General features: G+C 59.9%; 20 protein-coding genes. 4 read left to right on the plus strand and 16 right to left on the minus strand.

Going from position 1 to position 22,075, the window contains the following annotated elements; translation table 11 throughout:
• Positions 1 to 153 precede the first annotated feature (153 nt).
• The 5 genes from SB765_RS04105 to SB765_RS04125 are packed head-to-tail and all read right to left on the minus strand — an operon-like array spanning position 154 to position 5,665.
• Positions 154 to 318 (minus strand): rubredoxin, encoded by a 165-nt coding sequence (locus tag SB765_RS04105; protein ID WP_341798519.1) that lies wholly within the window; start codon positions 316 to 318, stop codon positions 154 to 156.
• A complete protein-coding gene (locus SB765_RS04110) occupies positions 315 to 1,529 on the minus strand; it encodes a cytochrome P450 (protein WP_410910247.1) in 1,215 nt (404 codons plus the stop codon). Before SB765_RS04110 ends, SB765_RS04105 begins: the two co-directional genes overlap by 4 nt.
• Positions 1,530 to 1,587: 58 nt before the next feature.
• Positions 1,588 to 2,751, minus strand: a complete 1,164-nt coding sequence (locus SB765_RS04115; RefSeq protein WP_341798517.1) for a serine hydrolase domain-containing protein — start codon at positions 2,749 to 2,751, stop codon at positions 1,588 to 1,590.
• A gap of 57 nt (positions 2,752 to 2,808) precedes the next feature.
• Positions 2,809 to 4,413, minus strand: a complete 1,605-nt coding sequence (locus tag SB765_RS04120; protein WP_341798516.1) for a GMC family oxidoreductase — start codon at positions 4,411 to 4,413, stop codon at positions 2,809 to 2,811.
• Positions 4,414 to 4,417: 4 nt separating this feature from the next.
• A complete protein-coding gene (locus SB765_RS04125; RefSeq protein WP_410930971.1) occupies positions 4,418 to 5,665 on the minus strand; it encodes a cytochrome P450 in 1,248 nt (415 codons plus the stop codon).
• A 226-nt stretch (positions 5,666 to 5,891) separates the two neighbouring features.
• On the opposite strand from SB765_RS04125, the gene SB765_RS04130 reads away from it, so the two are divergent.
• The 4 genes from SB765_RS04130 to SB765_RS04145 all read left to right on the plus strand — a co-directional run bounded on the left by SB765_RS04130 (position 5,892) and on the right by SB765_RS04145 (position 9,488).
• On the plus strand, positions 5,892 to 7,148 hold the full coding sequence (locus SB765_RS04130; protein ID WP_341798514.1) for an NAD(P)/FAD-dependent oxidoreductase: 1,257 nt from the start codon (positions 5,892 to 5,894) through the stop codon (positions 7,146 to 7,148).
• Positions 7,149 to 7,167: 19 nt separating this feature from the next.
• Complete coding sequence (locus SB765_RS04135) at positions 7,168 to 7,488, plus strand: 2Fe-2S iron-sulfur cluster-binding protein (protein ID WP_341798513.1); 321 nt, start codon at positions 7,168 to 7,170, stop codon at positions 7,486 to 7,488.
• A gap of 61 nt (positions 7,489 to 7,549) precedes the next feature.
• On the plus strand, positions 7,550 to 8,500 hold the full coding sequence (locus SB765_RS04140; protein WP_341798512.1) for an SDR family NAD(P)-dependent oxidoreductase: 951 nt from the start codon (positions 7,550 to 7,552) through the stop codon (positions 8,498 to 8,500).
• Between the two features lie 76 nt (positions 8,501 to 8,576).
• Positions 8,577 to 9,488 (plus strand): LysR family transcriptional regulator, encoded by a 912-nt coding sequence (locus SB765_RS04145; RefSeq protein WP_341798876.1) that lies wholly within the window; start codon positions 8,577 to 8,579, stop codon positions 9,486 to 9,488.
• Between the two features lie 48 nt (positions 9,489 to 9,536).
• Here SB765_RS04145 and SB765_RS04150 read toward each other — a convergent pair whose 3' ends face one another.
• From SB765_RS04150 to SB765_RS04200, 11 genes are all read right to left on the minus strand, one after another.
• Complete coding sequence (locus SB765_RS04150) at positions 9,537 to 11,072, minus strand: acyl-CoA synthetase (protein ID WP_410910244.1); 1,536 nt, start codon at positions 11,070 to 11,072, stop codon at positions 9,537 to 9,539.
• 120 nt (positions 11,073 to 11,192) lie between these two features.
• Entirely contained in the window at positions 11,193 to 12,125 is a 933-nt protein-coding gene (locus tag SB765_RS04155; protein WP_410910243.1) for an electron transfer flavoprotein subunit alpha/FixB family protein, read from the minus strand.
• Positions 12,126 to 12,875 (minus strand): electron transfer flavoprotein subunit beta/FixA family protein, encoded by a 750-nt coding sequence (locus SB765_RS04160; RefSeq protein WP_341798509.1) that lies wholly within the window; start codon positions 12,873 to 12,875, stop codon positions 12,126 to 12,128.
• 540 nt (positions 12,876 to 13,415) lie between these two features.
• The gene (locus tag SB765_RS04165; RefSeq protein WP_341798508.1) at positions 13,416 to 14,549 is read right to left on the minus strand and encodes an acyl-CoA dehydrogenase; all 1,134 of its coding nucleotides are present in this window, start codon (positions 14,547 to 14,549) and stop codon (positions 13,416 to 13,418) included.
• Positions 14,550 to 14,577: 28 nt separating this feature from the next.
• A complete protein-coding gene (locus tag SB765_RS04170; RefSeq protein ID WP_410910242.1) occupies positions 14,578 to 15,774 on the minus strand; it encodes an acyl-CoA dehydrogenase family protein in 1,197 nt (398 codons plus the stop codon).
• A gap of 13 nt (positions 15,775 to 15,787) precedes the next feature.
• The gene (locus SB765_RS04175) at positions 15,788 to 16,657 is read right to left on the minus strand and encodes a MaoC/PaaZ C-terminal domain-containing protein (RefSeq protein WP_410930972.1); all 870 of its coding nucleotides are present in this window, start codon (positions 16,655 to 16,657) and stop codon (positions 15,788 to 15,790) included.
• A gap of 70 nt (positions 16,658 to 16,727) precedes the next feature.
• On the minus strand, positions 16,728 to 17,645 hold the full coding sequence (locus tag SB765_RS04180) for an SDR family NAD(P)-dependent oxidoreductase (RefSeq protein ID WP_341798505.1): 918 nt from the start codon (positions 17,643 to 17,645) through the stop codon (positions 16,728 to 16,730).
• A 63-nt stretch (positions 17,646 to 17,708) separates the two neighbouring features.
• Positions 17,709 to 18,521 carry an enoyl-CoA hydratase gene (locus SB765_RS04185; RefSeq protein ID WP_410930973.1) on the minus strand — a complete coding sequence of 271 codons (813 nt, stop codon included), beginning with the start codon at positions 18,519 to 18,521 and terminating at the stop codon, positions 17,709 to 17,711.
• 10 nt (positions 18,522 to 18,531) lie between these two features.
• A complete protein-coding gene (locus SB765_RS04190; RefSeq protein WP_341798503.1) occupies positions 18,532 to 19,695 on the minus strand; it encodes an acyl-CoA dehydrogenase family protein in 1,164 nt (387 codons plus the stop codon).
• 17 nt (positions 19,696 to 19,712) lie between these two features.
• Positions 19,713 to 20,867: an acyl-CoA dehydrogenase family protein gene (locus SB765_RS04195; protein WP_410910240.1), complete on the minus strand. Its 1,155-nt coding sequence runs from the start codon at positions 20,865 to 20,867 to the stop codon at positions 19,713 to 19,715.
• 2 nt (positions 20,868 to 20,869) lie between these two features.
• Positions 20,870 to 22,066 (minus strand): acyl-CoA dehydrogenase family protein, encoded by a 1,197-nt coding sequence (locus SB765_RS04200; RefSeq protein ID WP_341798501.1) that lies wholly within the window; start codon positions 22,064 to 22,066, stop codon positions 20,870 to 20,872.
• Between the last annotated feature and the right edge of the window lie 9 nt (positions 22,067 to 22,075).

Below are 22,075 nucleotides of genomic sequence, written 5' to 3' on the forward strand. Positions count from 1 at the left end.
ATTGGGTGTCAACGCGTCAGAAATCGCTGATCACTGCGAAACATCCATTGCAAACAAGGCGGGCGGGGATTGGCCTGGCATTAACAACTGCCGGTTTCTCCCCGTGCAATACGAAAGGGGAAATGGAGGGGATGTGTCGGTGCCCTCCTCCGATCAGACCTCAACCATGGTGTAATCGCTTTTGGTGGCCCCGCAGTCGGGGCAGACCCAGTCATCAGGCACGTCTTCCCAGCGGGTGCCTGGGGCGATACCGTCATCAGGCCAACCCAAAGCCTCGTCATAGCTGTGCCCACAGAATATGCATTGCCACTGTTTCATTTCATCCTCCCTCCTGCCACTTGCCAGCGCAGCGGCAGATAGAGCAGGCCGTTGACCATGCCCGACGCGCAGCGAGGTGGGTCGGCAGGCACAGTTTCAAAGTCAGGAATGCGCTTGAGCCACTCCTGCAGGAAAACCTTGATTTCCATGCGAGCCAGGAATGAGCCAGGGCAGCGGTGTGGGCCGTTGCCGAAAGCAGCATGCAAAACCGGCTTGCGCTCCAGGTCCACCATCAGTGGATTGTTGAATCGCCGCTCATCAAGGCCGAACAGTGCATTTGGCACCTGGATCTGGTCGCCTTGCTTGAGCGTCACGCCGTTGAACTGCACATCCTCTACAACCACTCGCGCAGTATTGGTAACGCCGTGTCGCCTTATCAATTCATCGACTGCGGTGAGAATGAGCGCTGGTTGCTCTACCAGGCGCTTGCGCTCGGCGGGATGCTCTGCCAGAAAACGGCAAATGAAGCTCATCATTGCTGCAACTGTGTCCAGGCCACCGAATATCACCACGGTGAGCAGGCCAAACATACGCTCAGGTGCAATCGGCTCTCCATTGACCTTTGCGTTGACGATCCGACTTATCAAGTCGGCGCCAGGGTCACGGCGCCTGGCCTCGATCCACTTACCGATGTAGCCCGCGAGCATCTGCTGGGAGCGATGTCGTTCATCGACGCTGCCACGTACGGCCAACTCGGTCATTTCCAGTAGTTCCAGTCGATCCTCCTGGGGCAAGTTGACCAGTCGCAGAAAGATCACGATGGGCAGCATCTTCGCGAACTCACTCACGAACTCGCATCCGCCCTTCTCCGCGAAGCCTTCGATCAGCTCAACCGTCAGGGCGCGAATGTCATCTTCCAGTTCGGCGATGGCTTGTGGCAAAAATGCCGGTGCAATCAGCGCACGGTAGCCGGTGTGCTCGGGCGGATCGAGCTCAAGGGGCACCAGGGGCAGGTCCTGGCTCGGCGGTACATTGACCTGGGCATGAGAAAACCGCTGATGGTCTTTCTGAATGGCCTCGATGTCATCGGCCCGCGTGGCAATCCAGTGCCCCCCGTTGTACGGCGACCAAACGATATCCGGCCCTTCGTGGAGTTTTTTCCAGGCCAGGTGAACATCGTTGACTGCATTGGGCGGGTTCATGAAATCAAAATCGACCACACGGTCTTCGGGGACATGGTCAGGTACGGTCCATGTTGTAGGTTGGATCATCGGGGCCTCCACGGATGCTTACAGCTTTGTAGTTGTATTGTCTGGCTGGTTAATCACTTCAACGCAGCAGCGCGGCGGCTTGGCGAATCGCCTGCGCCACAGGGAAGAGCGGGTCTTGTGCGACAGATGTAGGGTTGAACAGTCGGTTGTGGCAAATGGCGACCGCCAGGTTCAGGTCAGGGTCAGCCCAGCCGATCGAATTACCTTGCCCCGGGTGGCAAATCGCTCTTGGGTTGTGCACGCAGCCGACTGGTGGATGATCGCCGCCGAACCAGAAACCGCCTTCCGTGATAGGAATAGGGAATCCAAACATCACAGCGTCCGGTTCCTGGCTGTTGGCCCGGGGTGTGCTGAACGAAGCCACCCGCTGCGCTGACAGCAAGCGCACGCCATCCAGCACGCCACCATTGGCGAGCAAGGCCCAGAAACGCGCCTGTGAACGCGCGTTGAAAATACCGCCCACCCCTGCCACCTCGGCCCGGCGCACATCCGCCCGCTCGAACACCTCGGGCACCAGCGCAACCTGTTCTGGCATCGAAGCCAGAAACAGCGGTGGCAGGTCTTGGATGGGGCTGGCAACCATGGCGTTGACCTGCGTCGCAACGCGGTGCTCGACAGCGTCAGGAATACCGATCCACAGATCATCGATACCCAAAGGTATGGCGATTTCCTCGCGCACGAACCGGCCGAGCGAGCGTTGCCCCGGGTCCACCCGACGCACCAGTTCGCCGACGATCCAGCCAAACGTCATGGACAGGTAAAGGGTCTTGCTGCCAGGCTCTGCCAGCGGCTTCAAGTGCGCAATAGCATCGGTCATCCAGGCCCAGTCGCACATCAACTCAGGCGTAACCCCCGCTGGCATCTGAGGAATACACGCCCTGTGGGTGAGCACATCCCGCACAGTAGTGGCCCCTTTACCTTGGGCCGCGTACTCGGGCCAATACCGGCTTACCAACGCGTCGTATTCGATATGCCCCCGCTCTGCCAGGATATGCAGGGCCGTCACCGCTACGGCCTTGGTTACGGAGTAGACGTTGAACAGCGTGTCGCCGTCCACCGGGCGCCGGCTGCGCGGGTCGGCAATGCCACTCCAGGCGTCGATGATCAATTTGCCGTCCAGATACGCTGCTACCTGCAACCCGACCTCACCGCTGGCAGTGGTCGCGTGGTCCAGCGCATGCTGCACCAACGCCTGAGCGCGCGGATCCAAGTTCTGCTGCATGGCTTACCTCTCTCATGTGCCGTGAAATTCAGTGAAGGATCAATACTGGAGGCGGGCTCAGCGAGCATCCTCCAGGATGAGCTCCGCTGCGCGCCATGCCATGGCCATCATCGGGCCATTGGTATTGCCGGAAACCATTGACGGGATAACCGACAGGTCCATTACCCGCAGCCCCTGCACACCCCTGACACGTAACCTGGGATCCAGTACCGAGGCGCTATCCGCCCCCATCGCGCAGGTGCCACAAGCGTGGTAACCCGACTGCCCCCGTTGGCGGAATTCTTCAAGAATCTGCTCGTCGCTCTGCACCTGCGCGCCGGGGTAGGTCTCGGCCGTTACCAGAGGCTTGAGGGGCGCGCTGGCAATGACCTTGCGCATGACTCGAAAAGCCCCAATCGATACCTGCCGGTCGTACTCATCGGCCAGGTAGTTGGTGACGATCCGCGCAGGCTGGGCAGGGTCAGCAGATTCGATCGTAACGCTGCCCTGGCTACGCGGACGCAATGGGTAGGTGAACAGCTGCATGCCCGGATGGGGTTCGAAGCGGTAAGTCGGTGAGGAAAAGTCCATCGAGTAAGGGGCCATCATCAGCTGAGCGTCGGGACGATCCAGATCCGGGTGAGTCTTGAAAAAACCGCCGACCGGGAAGGACCCGAGCGCCATGACGCCGCGCCGCGAGAGGCCATACTGGATGACGTTCTTGAGCAGCCGCACGCCTGAAAATTCTCGATTCTGGCTGCCGCGCCAAGTGCTCAGGCGCGTTTGCAGATAACACAGCAAGTGCTCGCGCATGTTCTGTCCGACATTGGGGCTGTGCGCAATCACGGGTATCCCCAATCGTCCCAGCAAGCTGCTGTTGCCGATGCCAGACAACTGCAGCAAGCGAGGCGATTGCAAAGCGCCAGCACACAGGATTACCTCCCGGCGCGCGCGGTATTCAAAGGGTTCTGCATTCCCGTTGCGTGCACTGACGCCGACAGCCCGCTGCCCTTCGAAGAGGACGCGCTGTACTTGGGTATCGGTCAAGACCTTCAGATTGAGCCGTTTTCGGGCCGGCTTGAGAAACGCATGCGCAGCGCTCTGCCTCACTCCCCCTGACAGGGTATAGGTGAGGTAGGCGACACCTTCGTGGTCCAGTTCGTTGATATCGAGCTTGCGGGGCAAGCCCAGGCTCTCACAGGCCTGTATCACCGCCTCGCCCACTTCGCAACGCTGAGCATAAGGCCCGACCTTCAGCGGGCCTTGTCCGCCCCTAAGTACTGACTCGCCCAACGCGTGTTTCTCGATGCTGCGAAACGCCTTGGCCATGGTCTCCCAACCCCATCCGCTGGCGCCATTAGCGGCCCACTCGTCATAGTCCGCAGGGTGCCCGCGCATATACACCATGCCATTTATGGCGCTTGAGCCACCCAGCATCTTGCCGCGCGCCCATATCTCCTGGGTGCGCCCACTGGCGGGGTCCACCGTCACGGGCAGATGCCAGGCGTGAGTGGGGTCGTTGAGCAACTTGCCAAAGCCTCTTGGCATCCGCACCATGGGGTTGCGATCCTCAGGCCCCGCTTCTATCAGCAGAACCCGGTGAAGCCCACTGGCGGACAGTCGATCGGCCAGGACGCAACCCGCAGAGCCGGCACCCACGATGATGTAGTCGTAGTCGTTCATAGGCTTAACCGAACTTCACATGGATCGAGTGCGGGACCCGCATCATGGCGCCACGTATCTGTGGGGCAGGTTTGTCCGGATCCAGCCGCAGGTTGGGCAATTTGTCCAGAAGTGCATTGAGCGCGCGGGTCATCTCGACACGTGCCAGATGCTGGCCAATACAGACGTGGGGGCCAAAGGCAAACGCGAAGTGACGGTGTTGGGGCTTGCGGAAAATATCGAAGCGGTCAGGATCGGGGAATTTGCGCTCATCGCGGTTGGCGGAGCCGGCGATGACATCGATGAAGGCACCTTGAGGGATTTCTACGCCCCCGAGCGTGACCGTCTTGCTGGCAAAACGGGACTGCATCAATACCGGACCATCCCAGCGCACGGCCTCCTCGATTGCCTGCGGGATCAAGGATCGGTCCTGGCGGATTGCCTCTAGCTGTTGTGGATGACGCAGCAAGGCGCTCAGCAAGACGCTGGTGGCACGGTAAGTAGTGTCCCCCGCGGCGTTGACCAACTGGCGCAGGAAGGAAATCAATACATCCTCGGGCAGATGCTCACCATCGACCTCGGCGTGGGCCAAAGCGCTGACCAAATCACTCCCGGGGTTACGCCGGCGCTCGGCGACCAGGTTTTTGAAATAGATGCCGAGCTTACGTGACGCCTCCGTGCCGTGAGCCACATCGACGGCAACGACAGTCTGCGCAATCGCCATCTTATGAAAGGTGGCGACATCTTGCGGCGGCAGCGCCAGCTGCCGATAAATGATCCGGAAGGGATAATGCAGGGTGAATGCCTGCACCAAGTCCGCCTCGCCCCGATCAACGAACGCCTCCATGAGCTCATGCACCACGGGGTCGACCAGTTCGTCACCCCAGGCAGCGACCGTCTGAGGCAGAAACGCCTTCTGGAAAATTCTGCGAAATCGCGGATGCTCAGGAGCGTCCATGGTGGAAATACTGCGCCCGAAGCTGATGCCCAGGTTGTAGGTGTAGGCGTGATTGGTGAAGGTCTGCGGGTCTCCCAGCACCTGCGCTACTTCGTCATAGCCCAGCACACAAAAATGCATCGCGCCTGCGGGGCTGGTGACATCCGGAGCAAGTCCCATAAGCACGCGGTATTCCCCCTGAAGCACTGAAGCTTCACGCCTCAACCCGGCGAGCTTCGGATAAGGATCCAAATGCTCGCCAAACACCAAGGCATCCTCCAGAAAGGGATCGAAGGATGGATCATCAAATTCCTCGAGTGGGCTCACTGCGCTCATCAGTTGCTTCTCCGCCTTTGTTTATTGTCCCGACGTCACGCACTGAGCATTCACAGCCGCTGCCTGAAGATCGGTTTTGGCCACTCTATGCAACTGCCTAGAGGGAATAAATCCAGAACGACTGACAGGATCTTTCAATAAAATTGAATAATCTTCTGCTATTTCACAGGCATACTTTGCTCACTTCCCCGCCCTTTGTTGGCGGGCTTTGACCAAAGGTGTCGATATGACTGAAGCTGTTACAGGCACTGCCATCATCGTCGGTGCGGGGCATGCCGCCGCTGAGTTGGCAACTCATTTACGTGATAATGGCTGGCGAGGCCGCATCATTCTGATTGGCGAAGAGCCCACCCTTCCCTATCATCGCCCGCCGCTGTCCAAAGCCTACCTTTGCGGGGCTGCCACAACTGAAAGCCTGCTGATAAAGCCCAAAACGACCTTCGACCAGGCTGATGTGGAGTTCATCAGCGGCACACGAGTCAGTGCGATCGATCGTAGCGCTTGCACGATCGAGCTCGCAGGCGGTACGACCATTCACTACGACCGTCTGATCCTGGCTACAGGCGGCAGGCCTCGACGCCTTCCGATACCGCAGATAGAGCAGGCGCAAAACGCCAACAATTTCCATTACCTGCGTACGCTCCAAGACGTCGAACGAATTCGCCAACAGTTCGAAGCGGGAAAGCGCCTGGTTGTCATCGGCGGCGGTTACGTTGGCCTTGAGGTTGCTGCCGTGGCCGTAGAGGTCGGCCTGCAGGTCACGGTGCTGGAGGCGCTACCGCGCGTGCTGGCGCGTGTCACTGCGCCGGAACTGTCGGCCTTTTACTTGTCGCGACATCGCCAGGCGGGTGTGGATATTCGTACCAACTGCCAAGTGCAGGGTGTGCGGCTGACGCCCTGCGGTGGGGTCGTCACGGCAGTGCTGTGCGCTGACGGCAGCTGCGTGCCAGCCGACTTGGTCGTGGTCGGCATCGGACTTGTGCCCAATGTCGAGCTGGCAGTGCAAGCAGGCCTGGCTGTGGACGACGGCATTGTCGTGGACGAGTTCGGTCAAACCAGCGACCCGAACATCTACGCAGCAGGCGACTGCACCAACCACCCCAACCCAATCCTGGGTAGGCGATTGCGCCTGGAGTCGGTGCCCAACGCACTGGAACAAGCACGCTGCGTGGCCGCATCTCTTTGCGGCAAGCCCAAGGCCTATGCGTCTGTTCCGTGGTTCTGGTCGGACCAGTACCAGCTGAAGCTGAAAATGGTCGGCCTGTCCCAAGGCTATGACCAACTGGTGTTGCGCGGGGCACCTGAAACAGACTCTTTCGCCGCCTTCTACCTGAAAGACGGTCAGGTCCTGGCCGTCGATACGGTGAACCGCGCGCCGGAATTCATGGTGGCCAAACGGCTGATCAGCGAGCGTATCCATGTCGACCCTCTGCGCCTGGCTGACGACGCCATTCCCGTCAAAGACTTGCTGACCCGCGCCTGAACCCGCTACGAGGATAGCCATGCCCACAATCACCTTCATCCAGCCGGACGGCAGCGAGCAGCGGATAGACGCCCCTGTTGGCCTCTCGGTCATGCAAGCTGCTGTCAACAACCAGGTGCCTGGCATCCTGGGGGACTGTGGCGGCAGTTGCAGCTGTGCCACCTGCCATGGCTACGTGGACCGGGAGTGGGCCCAGCACATGCCTGCCGCCCAACCATACGAACACGACATGTTGACGTGCGCGGTGGACGTCACAGAGCACAGCCGTCTGAGCTGCCAGATCATGGTCACCCCAGAACTCGACGGGCTGGTAATCCGGTTGCCTGCTTCCAGTTTTTGAGTAGTTACGCAAGCTCGCGGGTGCCGTACGCCCGAAAACAACAATAAAAAGTGAGGATCATATGACTGCAATTGACTTCACCAACCGGGTCGCAATTGTCACCGGCGCCGGGGGTGGGCTAGGCCGTACTTTTGCAATGGCGCTGGCGGCCAGAGGCGCCGCAGTGGTCGTTAATGACCTGGGGGGACGTTTCGATGGCCAAGGTAGCTCGCCAGGCATGGCCGATCGGGTAGTTGAGGAAATTCGCACTGCGGGTGGCACGGCTGTCGCCAGTTACGACTCGGTGGCCAGCCGGGCCGGTGGCGAGAACATCGTGCAAATGGCACTGGATCATTTCGGCAAGGTCGATATCGTTATCAATAATGCCGGTCACCTGCGTAACGCTTGCTTCGAGGACATCGATGACGACACCCTCGACTCGATCATCGATGTCCACCTCAAAGGCGCTGTCTACGTCACCCAGCCCGCATACAAAGTCATGAAAAAGCACGGTTATGGCCGGGTAGTCTTCACGTCCTCTGCCGCCGCTGCGTTCGGTAACCCTCAGCAGGCCGCTTATGCCGCCGCCAAAGCCGGGCTGCTGGGTATCATGAATGTACTTGCGCTGGAAGGTCGCGCACACGGTATACAGTGCAACGCCTTGTTGCCGGTCGCCACAAGTCGTATGGAGGCCGCGATGGACCCAAAGCAGCTCGCTGCGTTCACCGCGCAATATGCCGCTTTGGGTGAGAAACTGGGCACTTCCTACCTGCCCGAGTTCGTTACCCCGTTAGTGGTCTACCTCGCGAGCGAGGCCTGCTCCAGCACACGGGCGATCTACTCTGCAGCGCTGGGTCGCTATGCCCGCGCCTTTATCGGGCTATCGAAAGGCTGGGCGGGCCCACGAGACAATCCGGTGAGCGCAGAACTGCTGGCCGAACACTTCCAGCAGATCAGCGATATCAGTCAGTACAGCGTGCCTGAATCCTTGTCCGATGAATTCGCAATTATTGAACAGACGCTCGGCCACTAGCCGTACTCAAGGATTGTCCTGTTAGAATCCATGCAGTTTGCTTAGGCGGGAGAGGGATTTGGACAAGCTGCGCTGCATGGAAGTTTTCATGGCTGTCGTCGATCACGGCAGCCTCAGCAGTGCAGCAACTGCATTGGGCCTTTCCCCCTCGATGGTTTCCACCCATCTGAGCAACCTTGAGCGCACCTTGGCGGTGCGGCTGCTGAACCGTACCACACGGCGCATCAACCTCACCGATGAAGGTACGATCTACTATGCGCATTGCCGCCATCTGCATGACGAGATCGCCGACGTCGAGTCTTTGCTGGCCGGCTCGCACGTGCAGCCCCGTGGGCGGCTACGGGTCGATGCGCCAAGCATCATCAGCCAGTACCTGGTGGTGCCTTTACTTTCGCTGTTTCGCAGCCGCTACCCGGATATCCAACTCGACTTTTCAGACTCCGAGCAGCTTTACGACACGGTCGAAAGCCAACACGATGTGATCCTGCGCCTCGGCCCATTAGGCGACTCGAGCATGATCGCCCGTCAGCTTGGCCATACCCCGCTGCTCACGGTCGCCTCGCCTCGGTACCTTGCGACGTGCAAGATGCCGCAAGTTCCAGAAGACCTGCTTGAACATGCCTGCATCAGCTATAGAAACACCAGGACCGGTCGCATGCACCCATGGGCTTTCGAGCAGCATGGGCATCGCAAGACACTGGACCTGCCGTGCAGCCTGTCCATCACCCAAGGGTGCATCCAGATCGAGGCGGCGCTCGATGGGCAGGGCATCATGCAAGGCATGGGGTTTTATCTGGAGGAGCACTTGCGCAGTGGCGCGCTTTGCCAGGTGCTCCCGGACTGGGCCATGACTGCGCCGACCATGGAGCTGCTATACCCGCAAGGCCGGAGGGCGTCGAGCAAGATCCACGCGTTCGTCGATTTCATGCTCGAGCACTACCCAACGGGTAGACAGATCGCAGCCCCAGCCCGTGCCCACGTCGGGTGACCGGGACTACCGCCGGGGGAGCTCCAACGGTAGCGCAGCCTCAGCTAGTTATGCAGAAAACAACTGCCGCAGCGCAATTTTATTGACCTTGCCACTGGGCAAGCGCGGGAGTTCGGCCACGAAATCCACGCTGGTGGGCCGCTTGTAACGCGCGATGCGCGTACCGGAGTACTCGATGAGCTCATCGGCGGTTAACTCGGCACCGTCCTTGAGGACCACGATAGCCTTTACGGTCTCCCCCCACTTTTCATGTGCAACGCCGATGACTGCAGCGTCGCCAACCTGCGGATGGAACATCAGCGCCTGCTCGACTTCCTGGCAATAGATATTCTCACCGCCGGAAATGATCATGTCCTTCTTGCGGTCGACCAAGTACAAAAAGCCTTGCTCGTCACGCCAGGCCATATCCCCTGTGCGCAACCAGCCATCGCGCAGCGCGTCCAACGTGGCTGCGTTGTTGTTCCAGTAGTAAGCCAGGTTGGCAGGCGAGCGGATCCAGATCTCGCCAGGCGTACCGTCGGGGCAATCCTGCTCGTGGTCATCGACAATGCGGATGTCGCAATAGGCCATGGCCTGGCCTATTGAGCCCAGCCGTCGCAGGTCATCCTCGTTACCTTCTAGCTTGTGGAGATGACGGGGCAAGACGGTACCGCTGGTTTCAGTCATACCCCAGGAGTTGACGAAGATCGGCCCGAGCAGCTCGACACCGCGACGCAGCACAGCCACAGGCATCGGGGCAGCGGCATACAGGATGGTTTCCAGGCTGGACAAGTCGTAATCGCGGATGTCCGGCAGGTCCAGCACCTGTTGCACGATGGTCGGTGCCATGTGCACGGTGACTACACGCTCGCGCTCTATGGTTCGTAGCACCTCGCGGGCATCGAACTTGCGGTGCAGCACGACGCAGCCAGCATGCCAGAACTCCGACAGCATCATTGAAATACCGCCAGCATGGAACATGGGCATCATCACCAAGACACGGCCGTTGATGCGCACATCCATGACCTCGGCCTGATTCTGCGCCAATGCAAGGTCGCCACGCTGGCTACGCGCCGCACCTTTGGGGCGCCCCGTGGTGCCACTGGTGTAGACCAGATGGACGATATCCTCAGCCGTCGCGCGCAACGGGGCGCCGGCGGTATCCGCCTCGGCCATCACCACCTCATAAGGCTGCGCCCAGGGCGGGCAGGCAGCGCCTATGCACAGATAGTGTTCAACAGACTTCAATTGCGGCCGCAGCCCGTCGATCACATCGGCGTATTGGTCTTCAAATACCAATACCCGGGGGGCGCTGTCCTGCAGGATGTATTCGATCTCAGGGGCAGCAAGCCGAAAATTGACAGTTGCGCAGATGTAACCGGTCAGCTGGCACGCGCCGTATACGTCGAAATACTCGTTGCAATTCATCGCCAGGACCGCGACGCGGTCTTGATGGCGCATGCCGCGCACATAAAGTGCAGATGACAATCTGCGGGCACGTTCCAGCAATTGCACATAGGTGATGCGGCGATCGTCGTAGACCACCGCCTCTTGATGGGGAAACAGGCGCGCGTTGCGTTCCAGCAACTCACCGAGTGTCTTCATTATTATCTCTTTTGCTGATGAGGCCTGGGTGGGCAGCCTGGCAACCGTGCAAGGTGCAGGGATCTGCCCCACCTGAAGGGGCGTACACAGTTTACTGAAATCCTGCGACGCCCGGGTTCATCACTTTAGGCTTGCGGCCAACTCCGGTACAGCCTCGAACAGGTCAGCGACCAGGCCGTAATCAGCCACCTGGAAAATCGGCGCCTCTTCGTCTTTGTTGATCGCGACAATCACCTTGGAATCTTTCATGCCGGCCAGGTGCTGAATGGCACCTGAGATGCCTACGGCGATGTACAGCTGCGGCGCGACGATCTTGCCGGTTTGGCCCACCTGCATGTCGTTAGGTACAAAACCCGCATCGACTGCAGCACGCGATGCACCCACCGCAGCGCCGAGTGTATCGGCGAGGCTGTAGAGGTGCTTGAAGTTGTCGCCGTTGCCCATACCGCGGCCGCCAGAAACGACGATTTTTGCTGCGGTCAGTTCGGGGCGATCGGACTTGGCCAATGTTTCTTCAAGGAAGGTAGAAGTGCCTGCATCATGCACAGCATTGACGATTTCAACACTGGCACGACCGCCCTGCCCGGCCACTGCATCAAACCCAGTGCTGCGCACGGTGATCACCTTCACTGCGGCGCTCGACTGCACGGTCGCGATGGCGTTACCCGCATACACCGGGCGCTGGAAGGTGTCGGCCGATACGACCGCGGTGATTTCAGAGATCTGGTCTACGTCCAGCAGCGCTGCGACACGGGGCAACACGTTCTTGCCGTTGGTGGTCGCCGGGGCGAGCACATGGCTGTACGCTGGCGCCAGCTCGACGACAAGCGGCGCAAGATTTTCAGGCAGCCGGTGGGCGTAGGCAGGATGGTCGGCAACCAGGACCTTCGCCACGTCAGCAATCGTGGCAGCACTTTCAGCGACACCACCGACGTTCTGGCCTGCGACCAGTATGTGCACATCACCACCAATCTGGGCGGCAGCTGCAACCGTGTTGAGGGTGGCCGGTGCTACGGCGCCGTTCTCATGTTCAGCGATAACCAGGATAGTCATTCAGATTACCTTCGCTTCGTTTTTCAGTTTCTCGACCAGTTCAGCCACCGACTTGACCTTGATACCCGCACCGCGTACCGCAGGGGCCTCGACCTTGACAGTCTGCAAGGTTGTCGTCAGGGCCACGCCCAGTGCATCTGGCGTTACAGTTTCCAGTGGTTTTTTCTTGGCCTTCATGATGTTGGGCAGCGAGGCATAGCGTGGCTCGTTAAGGCGCAGATCGGTGGTAACGATCGCTGGCAGTTTCAGGGCCACCGTCTGCAGGCCGCCATCAATTTCGCGGGTAACGTTGAGTGTGTCGCCAGCGATCTCGACCTTCGAAGCGAAGGTGCCTTGAGGGTACCCGCTGAGCGCAGCCAGCATTTGACCGGTCTGGTTGTTGTCGCTGTCAATGGCTTGCTTGCCGAGGATCACCAGCTGCGGCTGCTCCTTGTCCACCACTGCCTTGAGCGCTTTGGCGATAGCCAGGGAGCCGAGGTCGTCGCCCGCTTCAACCAGGATGGCCCGGTCAGCACCCAGGGCCAACGCGGTACGCAATTGTTCCTGGGCAACATTTGAACCCACGCTGACCACGATGACTTCAGTGGCCACCCCTTTTTCTTTCAGACGAACCGCTTCTTCTACCGCAATTTCGCAAAACGGGTTCAGGGCCATCTTGACGTTGGCCAGGTCGACGCCCGAGTTATCCGCTTTGACGCGAACCTTGACGTTGTAGTCGACCACACGCTTCACAGCTACCAGAACTTTCATCGCAACCTCGCATCTATACGAACGTTATTCATGATGTTGAACAAAGTTCGGAGGGTTGTCAAACCTTCTGATACGGTTGAACAGCACGCATCGCGACCATTCGTCTTCTGCTGCTGGCAGGTCTGCGCACACATGCTATTTATATTTACAAACAGCGTTCAGTTTACTTTGATGCTGTGGCAAGATCCGGATAGCGCCTGACCTGCCCTCCAAGGGACCACGCATCCTGACCGAGGGACAGGCGCTACCCATTCCAATAACACTGCTCAGAAGCAGGTATAAACGACATGAAGCTATCTTTACCCTTGAGCCTTTCGCTGTCGGTTTTCGCACTGGTCATCGTCGCCCACTTTGTCGTCGAAGCTCGACAGATGGAACTGCGAGCACGCATCGCGGCATGTCATGCCCAGCCTTATACCTGCAACACCCCCTCTGCGAGTCTGGCGATGCTCCGCTAAACCCTGCGAATTCACCTCCAACGCAAACCGGGCCGCTAGGCGGCCCGGTGTATTTGTGCGTACGAACAAGGCGCAGCCGCGGCTACATCAGCGAACCATATCGCTCGGTGTGGTGATCGCTATCCCCCCAACTCATATCGATCGTGGTCAGACGCTTGAAGTACCAACCGGCCGCCAGTTCATCAGTCATGCCCATGCCACCATGCAACTGGGTGGCCTGCTGCCCGATAACCCTACCCGCGCGCCCCACCAGTGTCTTGGCCGCTGATACCGCCCGCGCACGCTCATCGGCACGGGCATTGTCGAGGTTGGCGGCGGCATAATGGGTAATGGACCGCGCCTGCTCACTCAGACCAAGCATCTCTGCCACACGATGCTGCAACGCCTGGAAACTGCCAATGGGTTTGCCGAATTGCTTGCGCGTCTGCAAGTACTCGACTGTCAACTCAATCAAGCGGTCCATGCATCCAACCGCTTCTGCGCACAAGGCAAAGCAAGCTCGGTCTGCTGCCCACTCAAGATCCGCCAACCCCTTGTGCTCAACGCCCAACAGCGCCTCCCGGCTCACGCTGACGTCGGACAGTTCTATTTCAGCAACGCGCTGACCATCCAGCCCCGCAAAGCTGCGCACGTTGACACCAGGCGACCCTGCTTCAACCAGGAACAGGCTGATACCATCATGGTCGTCCTGCACCCCGCGGGTTCTGGCCGAAACGATCAACCAGTGGGCAGAGTCACCGTGTGAAACCACGCTCTTGCGTCCGTTCAAACGATAGCCAGTGCCCGTTTCACTGGCTTGGCACGTCACATCCGCCAGGTCAAAGCGGCTTTGTGGCTCAAGTGCAGCGAGGCTGACGCGGCACTCGCCGCGCGCCAGCAAAGGCAGCAACCGCTCTTTATGCTGCGCGCTGCCCACCCGCTGGAGCAACGGCCCCCCCACCAGCGCGGTGGCGAGAAAGGGTTCCAGTACCAGTCCGCGACCGAAGGCCTCCATCACCACCAGGGTTTCTTCGGCGCCGGCACCAAGACCGCCATATTGCTCATCCAGGCCAAGGGCCAGCAGACCCGTTTCAGCCAAGGACGACCAGTTGTCCTCGGACCAGCCTCGCGGGCTTTGGGCCAGGGTGCGGCGGGTCTCAAACTCATACTGACGCTCGACAAAGCGAGCGACCATGTCGGCGAGCATCTGTTGCTCTTCATCGAGGGAGAAGTCCATTGCAAAACCTCCAGGGCGTTAGCGCCGGTCACAAGCCAAGGGTCAATTTGCCAATAATGTTCTTCTGCACTTCCGTGGAGCCGCCGTAGATCGAGATCTTGCGCCAGTCCAGGTAGTGCGATGCCAACGCATTGAGCAGTTGCCCATTGGCAGTATCGACCTGCGTATCACCCTCCAGCGCCTGGGGTACGAACGGCACCGCGTAAGGGCCTGCGCACTCCATGATCAGCTCGGTCAGCCGCTGCTGTATCTCGGACCCACGGATTTTCAGCAGCGAAGCCTCAATCCCTTTGCCCTGGCCCTTGCCCTCCTGGTCGATCAAACGCAGCAGTGACCATTCATGGGCGTGCAGTTCCATCTCGATAGCGGCCACCTTGTCCCGAAACCGAACATCTTCAAGCAGCGGGCGGCCCTTCTTCTGGCTACTGGCAGCGATCTCCCGCAGTCGGCGCATGAAGCGCTTGCAGTTGCCTAGACCGGCGATGTTGGTGCGCTCATGCCCGAGCAGGTATTTAGCGATTCCCCAGCCTTTGTGCTCTTCGCCAACCAGGTTGTCACGGGGCACCCAGACATCATCGAAGAACACTTCGTTGACGTCGTGCCCGCCATCGAGCGTCTTGATCGGGCGTACCTGGATACCAGGGCTTGCCATGTCGATCAGCAGGAAAGAGATGCCCTCCTGCTGTCGGCCTTCATGATGGGTACGCACCAGGCAGAAAATCCAGTTTGCCCACTGGGCGAACGAGGTCCAGATCTTCTGGCCATTGACCCGGTACCCATCGCCACTGACTTCGGCGCGGCAGCGCAGCGCTGACAGATCAGAGCCAGCACCAGGTTCGGAGTAGCCCTGGCACCACCAGTCGCTCATGTCGAGGATGCGCGGAAGGAACCGGGCTTGCTGTTCCGGGGTGCCAAATTTCTGCAGCACCGGCGCCACCATCGACAACCCGAACGGCATTTGCCGGGGGGCACCTGCCGTGAAGCACTCCTCATCGAAAATATTACGTTGTGCAGCCGTCCAACCCGTACCGCCAAAGGCTACCGGCCAGCCCGGCGCGCCCCAGCCCCGTTGCTGCAAGATACGCTGCCAACGCACGTAATCCTCGCGTCCCAGGTGCTGAAAGTCCAACACCCGATCACGGATATCAGCCGGTAGCTCGCGCTCTACGAAGGCACGAACTTCCAGGCGAAACGCCAGTTCTTCGCTGCTTTGCTGAAAGTTCATCGACTCATACTCCTCAGGCGAGCTCGATCACGCCGTTGTTCAGCACAACGGTATCGCGGCTGTCGACACGAGCGCGCAGATGGACTTGGCTACCCTCGCCATTCCAGAACTGAAAGCGCAGCGTTTCGCCAGGATACACAGGCGAGGTAAAACGGGCGGCAATGCGCTTCAGCCGCCTGGCGTCGCCTTCAGCGCAGCGTTTGATTGCAGCGAACGCGGCCATGCCGTAGGTGGCCAGGCCATGCAGGATTGGTTGCTTGAAACCCGCACGTGCGGCGACTTCAGGGACGGCATGCAACGGGTTGGCATCGCCAGACAGCCTGTAGATCAGCGCAGCCTGCGCAGGCGAGAGCAATTCATACTCGAAATCCGGAGCGCGGTCAGGCACGGCTGGCAGGCTTTGCGGCGGCTCATCGCTGCGGCCACCTTGGGCGGTGTAGCCGCCATCGCCACGCAGGAACGACACCTGGCGCGTCTGGGCAATGCGCTCGCCGCTGGCCGCGTCGATGATATCGCGCAGCAGCTCGACGATCGCGCCCTTGCCTTCGCCTTTGTCACAGATGCGATTGACCTGGGTGCGGCTGATGACCGTGCCGCTCACTGGCATCGGCATGAACCAGCGGGTGTCTTGCTCGCCGTGTACCAGTTTCAGGTAATTGACACCGGTCTCGGGGTTGGTCATCCATGGCTTTGGCCAGGCAATCGCCGCCGCCAAGGTTGGCACCGCCTGAAGTCCTTCCTCAAAGGTGAACCGCAGATGGACAGGATCCATAGGGTCGCCACCAACTCCCAGACCCAGCGCATAAAGGATGGTGTCGCGCTCCGTGTACGTGCGCGTGACCTCTTCAATGGGCCAGTGCTTGACGCGTTCATAGTTCAGCATAGGGTTAGCTCGTAGTCGGGTCTCAGGCTCGCCCCACCGGCGGCGCCGATGGGGATCGGTCGCGTAGGGCTCAGATCGGTTCCCAGCTGTAGACGTCATGGGTCTGGTGCAATGGCAGGAAGCTCGAGCGCAAGGCCGGAATGGCGTGCTCGGCGACATCGCGCGGGGTCCAGCCGTTGTCACGGTGCACCGAACGGGTTACGCGAGGCTGGCTGACCAACATGATTTCATTGGCGCGCACGTAGAAAATTTGCCCAGAAACATCCTGGGCCTGGTCGGATGCCAGGAACACAGCCAGTGGCGCTTGGCGCGATGGATGCATCATGCGTTCCATGCGCTCGGCTTGCAGTTTTTTCTCTGGCGTATCGGTGGGCACCGCGCCAATCATGCGGCTCCAGGCAGCTGGTGAGATGCAATTGGAACGCACGCCGAAGTTGGCCATGTCCAGCGCAATGGCCTTGGACATACCGACGATCCCCATCTTCGCCGCTGCGTAGTTGACCTGCCCGATGTTCCCTACCAGACCGGTATTGGACGTCATGTGGATATAGCAACCCGAGCTTTGGCTGCGGAAGTGCGGCGCTGCTGCGCGTGCCATGAAGAACGAGCCGTTGAGGTGCACGTTGAGCACAGCTTGCCATTCCTGCTCGTCCATTTTATGGAACATGCGGTCGCGCAGGATACCGGCGTTGTTCACCACCGTGTCGATACGGCCGAAGGTGTCCATGGCGGTCTGCACGATACGGTGTGCCGAGTCCCAACCCGCCACGCTGTCGGTGCTGGCAACCGCCTCACCGCCAGCGGCCTTGATTTCGTCGACCACGCGCTGGGCCGGCCCTGCATCCTGGCCCTCGCCATGCACGGACGAACCCAGGTCATTGACCACGACACGTGCACCCTCGGCGGCCATGGCCAGCGCGATGGCGCGGCCGATGCCGTTACCTGCGCCGGTGACTACAACCACTTTGCCTTCAACCATTCCACTCATTGCGTATTCCTCTTGTTGTCAGTTGTGCCGTTACGCACCGGGGGTGCGCTGGGCCTTGTACGCTTAGCATTCGTCGTCAGGGAACTGCGGTGGGCGCTTTTCCATGAAGCTGGCGATACCCTCCTTGTAATCCGGCCCCTGATTGGCAATGGGCATGTCCAGACCAGCGCTCATGACGGCCTCATGGCAGGTCTGGAACGGCACCTCCCACAACTGCTGCTTCATCACGCGCATCGAGCGTGGTGAGCAGTTCTGAGCCAGGTCGCGAGCGTAGGCATAGGTATGCTCAGCCAGTTGCTCGGCCGGCACCGCGAGGTTTACCAAGCCCATGCGTTGTGCTTCCACGCCCTTGATCTTGCGGCCGGACAGCAACAGGTCCAGCGCATGAGCCTGGCCAACATGGTGCTCCAGGATCCAGGCCATGCCGTACTCAGCGGTAAGGCCACGCCGGGCGAACGCAGTGGTGATCGTGGCGTCTTCGGCAGCGAAACGAATATCACAGAACAACGCATGGATCAGGCCGATGCCAACAGTGGCGCCATTGAGCATGGCGATCACCGGTTTGGGGATGGCCGGGTAGTAAGAGCACCGCGTCTGCCAGTCGGCTCGCTTGCGCATGTCGAAGGGCCGCGGCAGCTTGGTCATCAGGCCGTTGGGGTCACCGCCGAAGCTGTTGATGTCACCACCCGCACAAAATGCCTTGCCGGCTCCGGTGAAGACAATCACGCGCACACCCTTGTCCGCTCCCGCCGCCTGCATGGCGTCATACACTTCGGTCGCCACCTGGTCATTCCAGCTGTTGAGCTGGTCAGGCCGATTGATGGTGATGGTGGCGATGCGGTCCTTGACCTCATAGAGAATGCTCTCGTAGCTCATGCCAGCTCCCTCAAAACGACCGTGGCAAACCGAGGATGTGCTCGGCTACATAGGACAGGATCAGGTTGGTGGAGATCGGGGCCACCTGATAAAGGCGAGTCTCGCGGAACTTGCGCTCTACATCGTATTCACAGGCAAAGCCGAAGCCGCCATGGGTTTGCAGGCAAGCGTTGGCCGCTTTCCAGGATGAAGTAGCCGCCAAGTGCTTGGCCATGTTGGCCTCGGCCCCGCACGGCTGATGTGCGTCAAACAGCTCGCAGGCGCGGTAACGCATCAGGTCGGCAGCCCGAATATCCATGTAGGCTTCAGCGATGGGGAACTGGATGCCCTGGTTTTTCCCGATTGGCCGGTCGAACACCACACGGTCATTGGCATACCGGGTCGCACGGTCGACAAACCAGTAGCCGTCACCGATGCATTCGGCGGCGATAAGGGTGCGCTCGGCGTTGAGCCCGTCGAGAATGTACTTGAACCCTTGGCCTTCCTCGCCAATCAGGTTCTCCTCCGGGATCTCGAGGTTATCGAAGAACAGCTCGTTGGTCTCGTGGTTGACCATATTGGGAATAGGCCGGACATCCAGGCCTTTGCCGATGGCGTCGTGCAGGTCGACCAGGAAGCAGGACAGGCCTTCGGACTTTTTCTTCACATCGGCCAGCGGCGTGGTACGCGCCAGCAGGATCATCATGTCCGAGTGCTGGACGCGGGAAATCCATACCTTTTGCCCGTTGACCACGTAACGATCACCCTTCTTGACCGCTGTGGTACGTAGCTTGGTGGTATCGGTGCCGGTGGTAGGCTCGGTCACGGCCATGGACTGAAGGCGCAATTCGCCACTGGCGATCTTGGGCAGATACTTGCGTTTCTGTGCGTCGGAACCATTACGCAACAGGGTATTCATGTTGTACATCTGGCCATGGCAGAACCCGGAGTTGCCGCCATTGCGGTTGATCTCCTCCATGATCACCGAGGCTTCAGCCAGCCCTAGCCCCGAACCACCGTATTCTTCGGGAATCAAAGCGGCCATCCAACCCGCCTTGGTCAGTGCGTCGACGAACGCTTCAGGGTAGACCCGCGCATGGTCGATCTGACGCCAGTATTCATCAGGAAATTCGCCACACAGGCCTCGCAGGGAGTCACGCAGTTCACGGTACGGATCGTTTGCGTCATGTTTCATAGCGTTCTCTCGTCGATTCAAGCGTCTGCGGCGATCAGGCCGCCATCGCTAGCCAGTTGCGCCAAATGGTGGTCGGCATCGCCGAACAGTATTTCGATCATGGACAGGCGGCGCATGTAATGACCCACCTGACATTCCTCGGTGACGCCGATTCCACCGTGCAACTGCACAGCCTGTTGCGCCACGAAGCGTGCCGAACGGTTGATCTGCACTTTGGCCGCAGCGATGGCACGGCGACGCTCAAGGGCGTCGCCATCGTTCACCATCATGCTGGCGTAATAGGCCATGCTGCGCGCCTGCTCGATCATTACCAACATGTCCACGGCGCTGTGCTGCAGCGCCTGGAACGAGCCGATCAACACCCCAAACTGCTTGCGAACCTTGAGGTACTCGACCGTCATGTCGAAAGCCTGCTGCATGGCCCCGACCGCCTCGGCGCACAACGCGGCCACGGCGCGATCCACCGCCTGTTCGATCAGCGGCAAGGCCTGCCGTGATGATCCCAGCAGCGCCGCCAGCGGCAGGCGCACGCCATCAAGCGTAATGTCCGCAGCGCGAAGGCGATCCTGGGTCTGGTAACCCCGGCGGCTAACACCTGCGGTTTTGGCATCAACGATGAAGAGCGCGACGCCATCGGCGTCCCGGCGTTCACCGCTGGTGCGGGCGGAGATAATCAACTGGTCTGCACAGTCGCCATGCAACACAAAGCGTTTGCAGCCATCGAGCACCCAATGGTCACCCTCGCGGCGGGCCCGCGTAGCGACATCTGCCAAGTCGTAACGTGCCTGGGCTTCGCTGTGGGCAAAAGCCAACAGACGCTCGCCGGCGATCAGGGGTGGGAGGATCTCGGCCCGCTGCTGCGCATCGCCAGCACTGGCCAACAACCCACCGGCGAGCACCACGCTGGCCAGGTAAGGCTCAAGCAACAGTCCGCGGCCCACCGCTTCCATGACAATCATGGTTTCAGCTGGACCACCGTCAAAGCCACCATCGGCCTCGGTAAACGGCAGACCCAGCAAGCCCAGGTCGGCGTAGCGAGCCCACAGCTCCCGGCTCCAGCCTTCCTTCGTGTCCAGATAGCGACCGCGTTGCTCGAAGCCATAACGGTCGCCGACCAGGCGGTCGACCGCGTCCTTGAGCATGCGCTGTTCTTCATTGAAATCGAAATTCATGCTTAGAGTCCGAGCAGAGTTTTGGCCAGGATGTTGTGCTGGATTTCGTTGGAGCCCCCGACAATGGAGACATGGCGCACCCAGTAGTAATTTGGCGCGATGGTGCGCGCCCAATCATCGTCATGCTGTACCTCGCGCTCACCCACCACGAACGCCTGGTCGTACTCAATCGCGTTGTAGCCTGCCACCTCCATCAACAGCTCAGTCGCCGCCTGTTGCAGTTGCGAGCCTTTCATTTTCAGGATCGAACTGCGCGGGTCTGGGGTGTGCCCGTACTTCTCGCTGTCGGCGATAACGCGCATCTGGGTCATTTCCAGGGCCTTGAGTTCAACCTCCAAGGCCGCGACCCGTTCGCGAAAGCGTGGTTGGTCCGCCAGAACGCTTGCGCCCGTGGCCACGCTGCGAGCCAGTTGCTTGGCCCGTCTTACGCGGAATTTCGACAGGCCGACCCGGGCGATGCCGCCGCGCTCGCTACCGAGCAGGAACTTGGCGACATCCCAACCGCGGTTTTCCTCGCCAATCAGGTTGGCCACCGGAACCCGAACGTTATCCAGGAACATTTCGTTGGTTTCGTGGTGGCCATCGAGGGTGACAATCGGGCGAATTGAAATGCCAGGCGTCTTCATGTCCAGGAGCAGGAAACTGATGCCCTGCTGTTTCTTTGCCGTAGCGTCAGTGCGCACCAGCATGAAGCACCAATCAGCATGATGGGCCGTGGAGGTCCAGAGTTTCTGGCCATTGAGGACATAGTGATCACCCTCACGTACGGCGCTGGTACGCAATGAGGCAAGGTCCGATCCTGAACCAGGCTCGGAAAACCCTTGGCAGAACCAGTAGTCCATGTTCGCCACACGCGGCAGGAAATGTTCCTTCTGCGCTTGCGTCCCGAATGCAATCAAAACCGGGCCGATCATGTTCATGTTGAAAGAGATCGGCTCCGGCGCGGGCGCCATGTGCAGCTCTTCCTTGAAGATGTAGTGCTGGGTGGCACTCCAGGCCTGGCCGCCCCACTCGGGCGCCCAAGCCGGACAGGCCCAGCCCTTGGCGTTGAGGATTCGCACCCAGCTGACCATTTCTGCTTTCGAGAGTCGCTGGCCATATTCAACCTTGCGCCGAATCGACGCCGGCACTGCCGTTTTCAGAAAAGCCCTGACCTCATCGCGAAAAGCCAGTTCTTCCGGTGTAAATCGCAAATCCATAGGGGTTTC

Source organism: Pseudomonas sp. SIMBA_067 (assembly GCF_046534675.1).
GTDB lineage: Bacteria > Pseudomonadota > Gammaproteobacteria > Pseudomonadales > Pseudomonadaceae > Aquipseudomonas > Aquipseudomonas putida.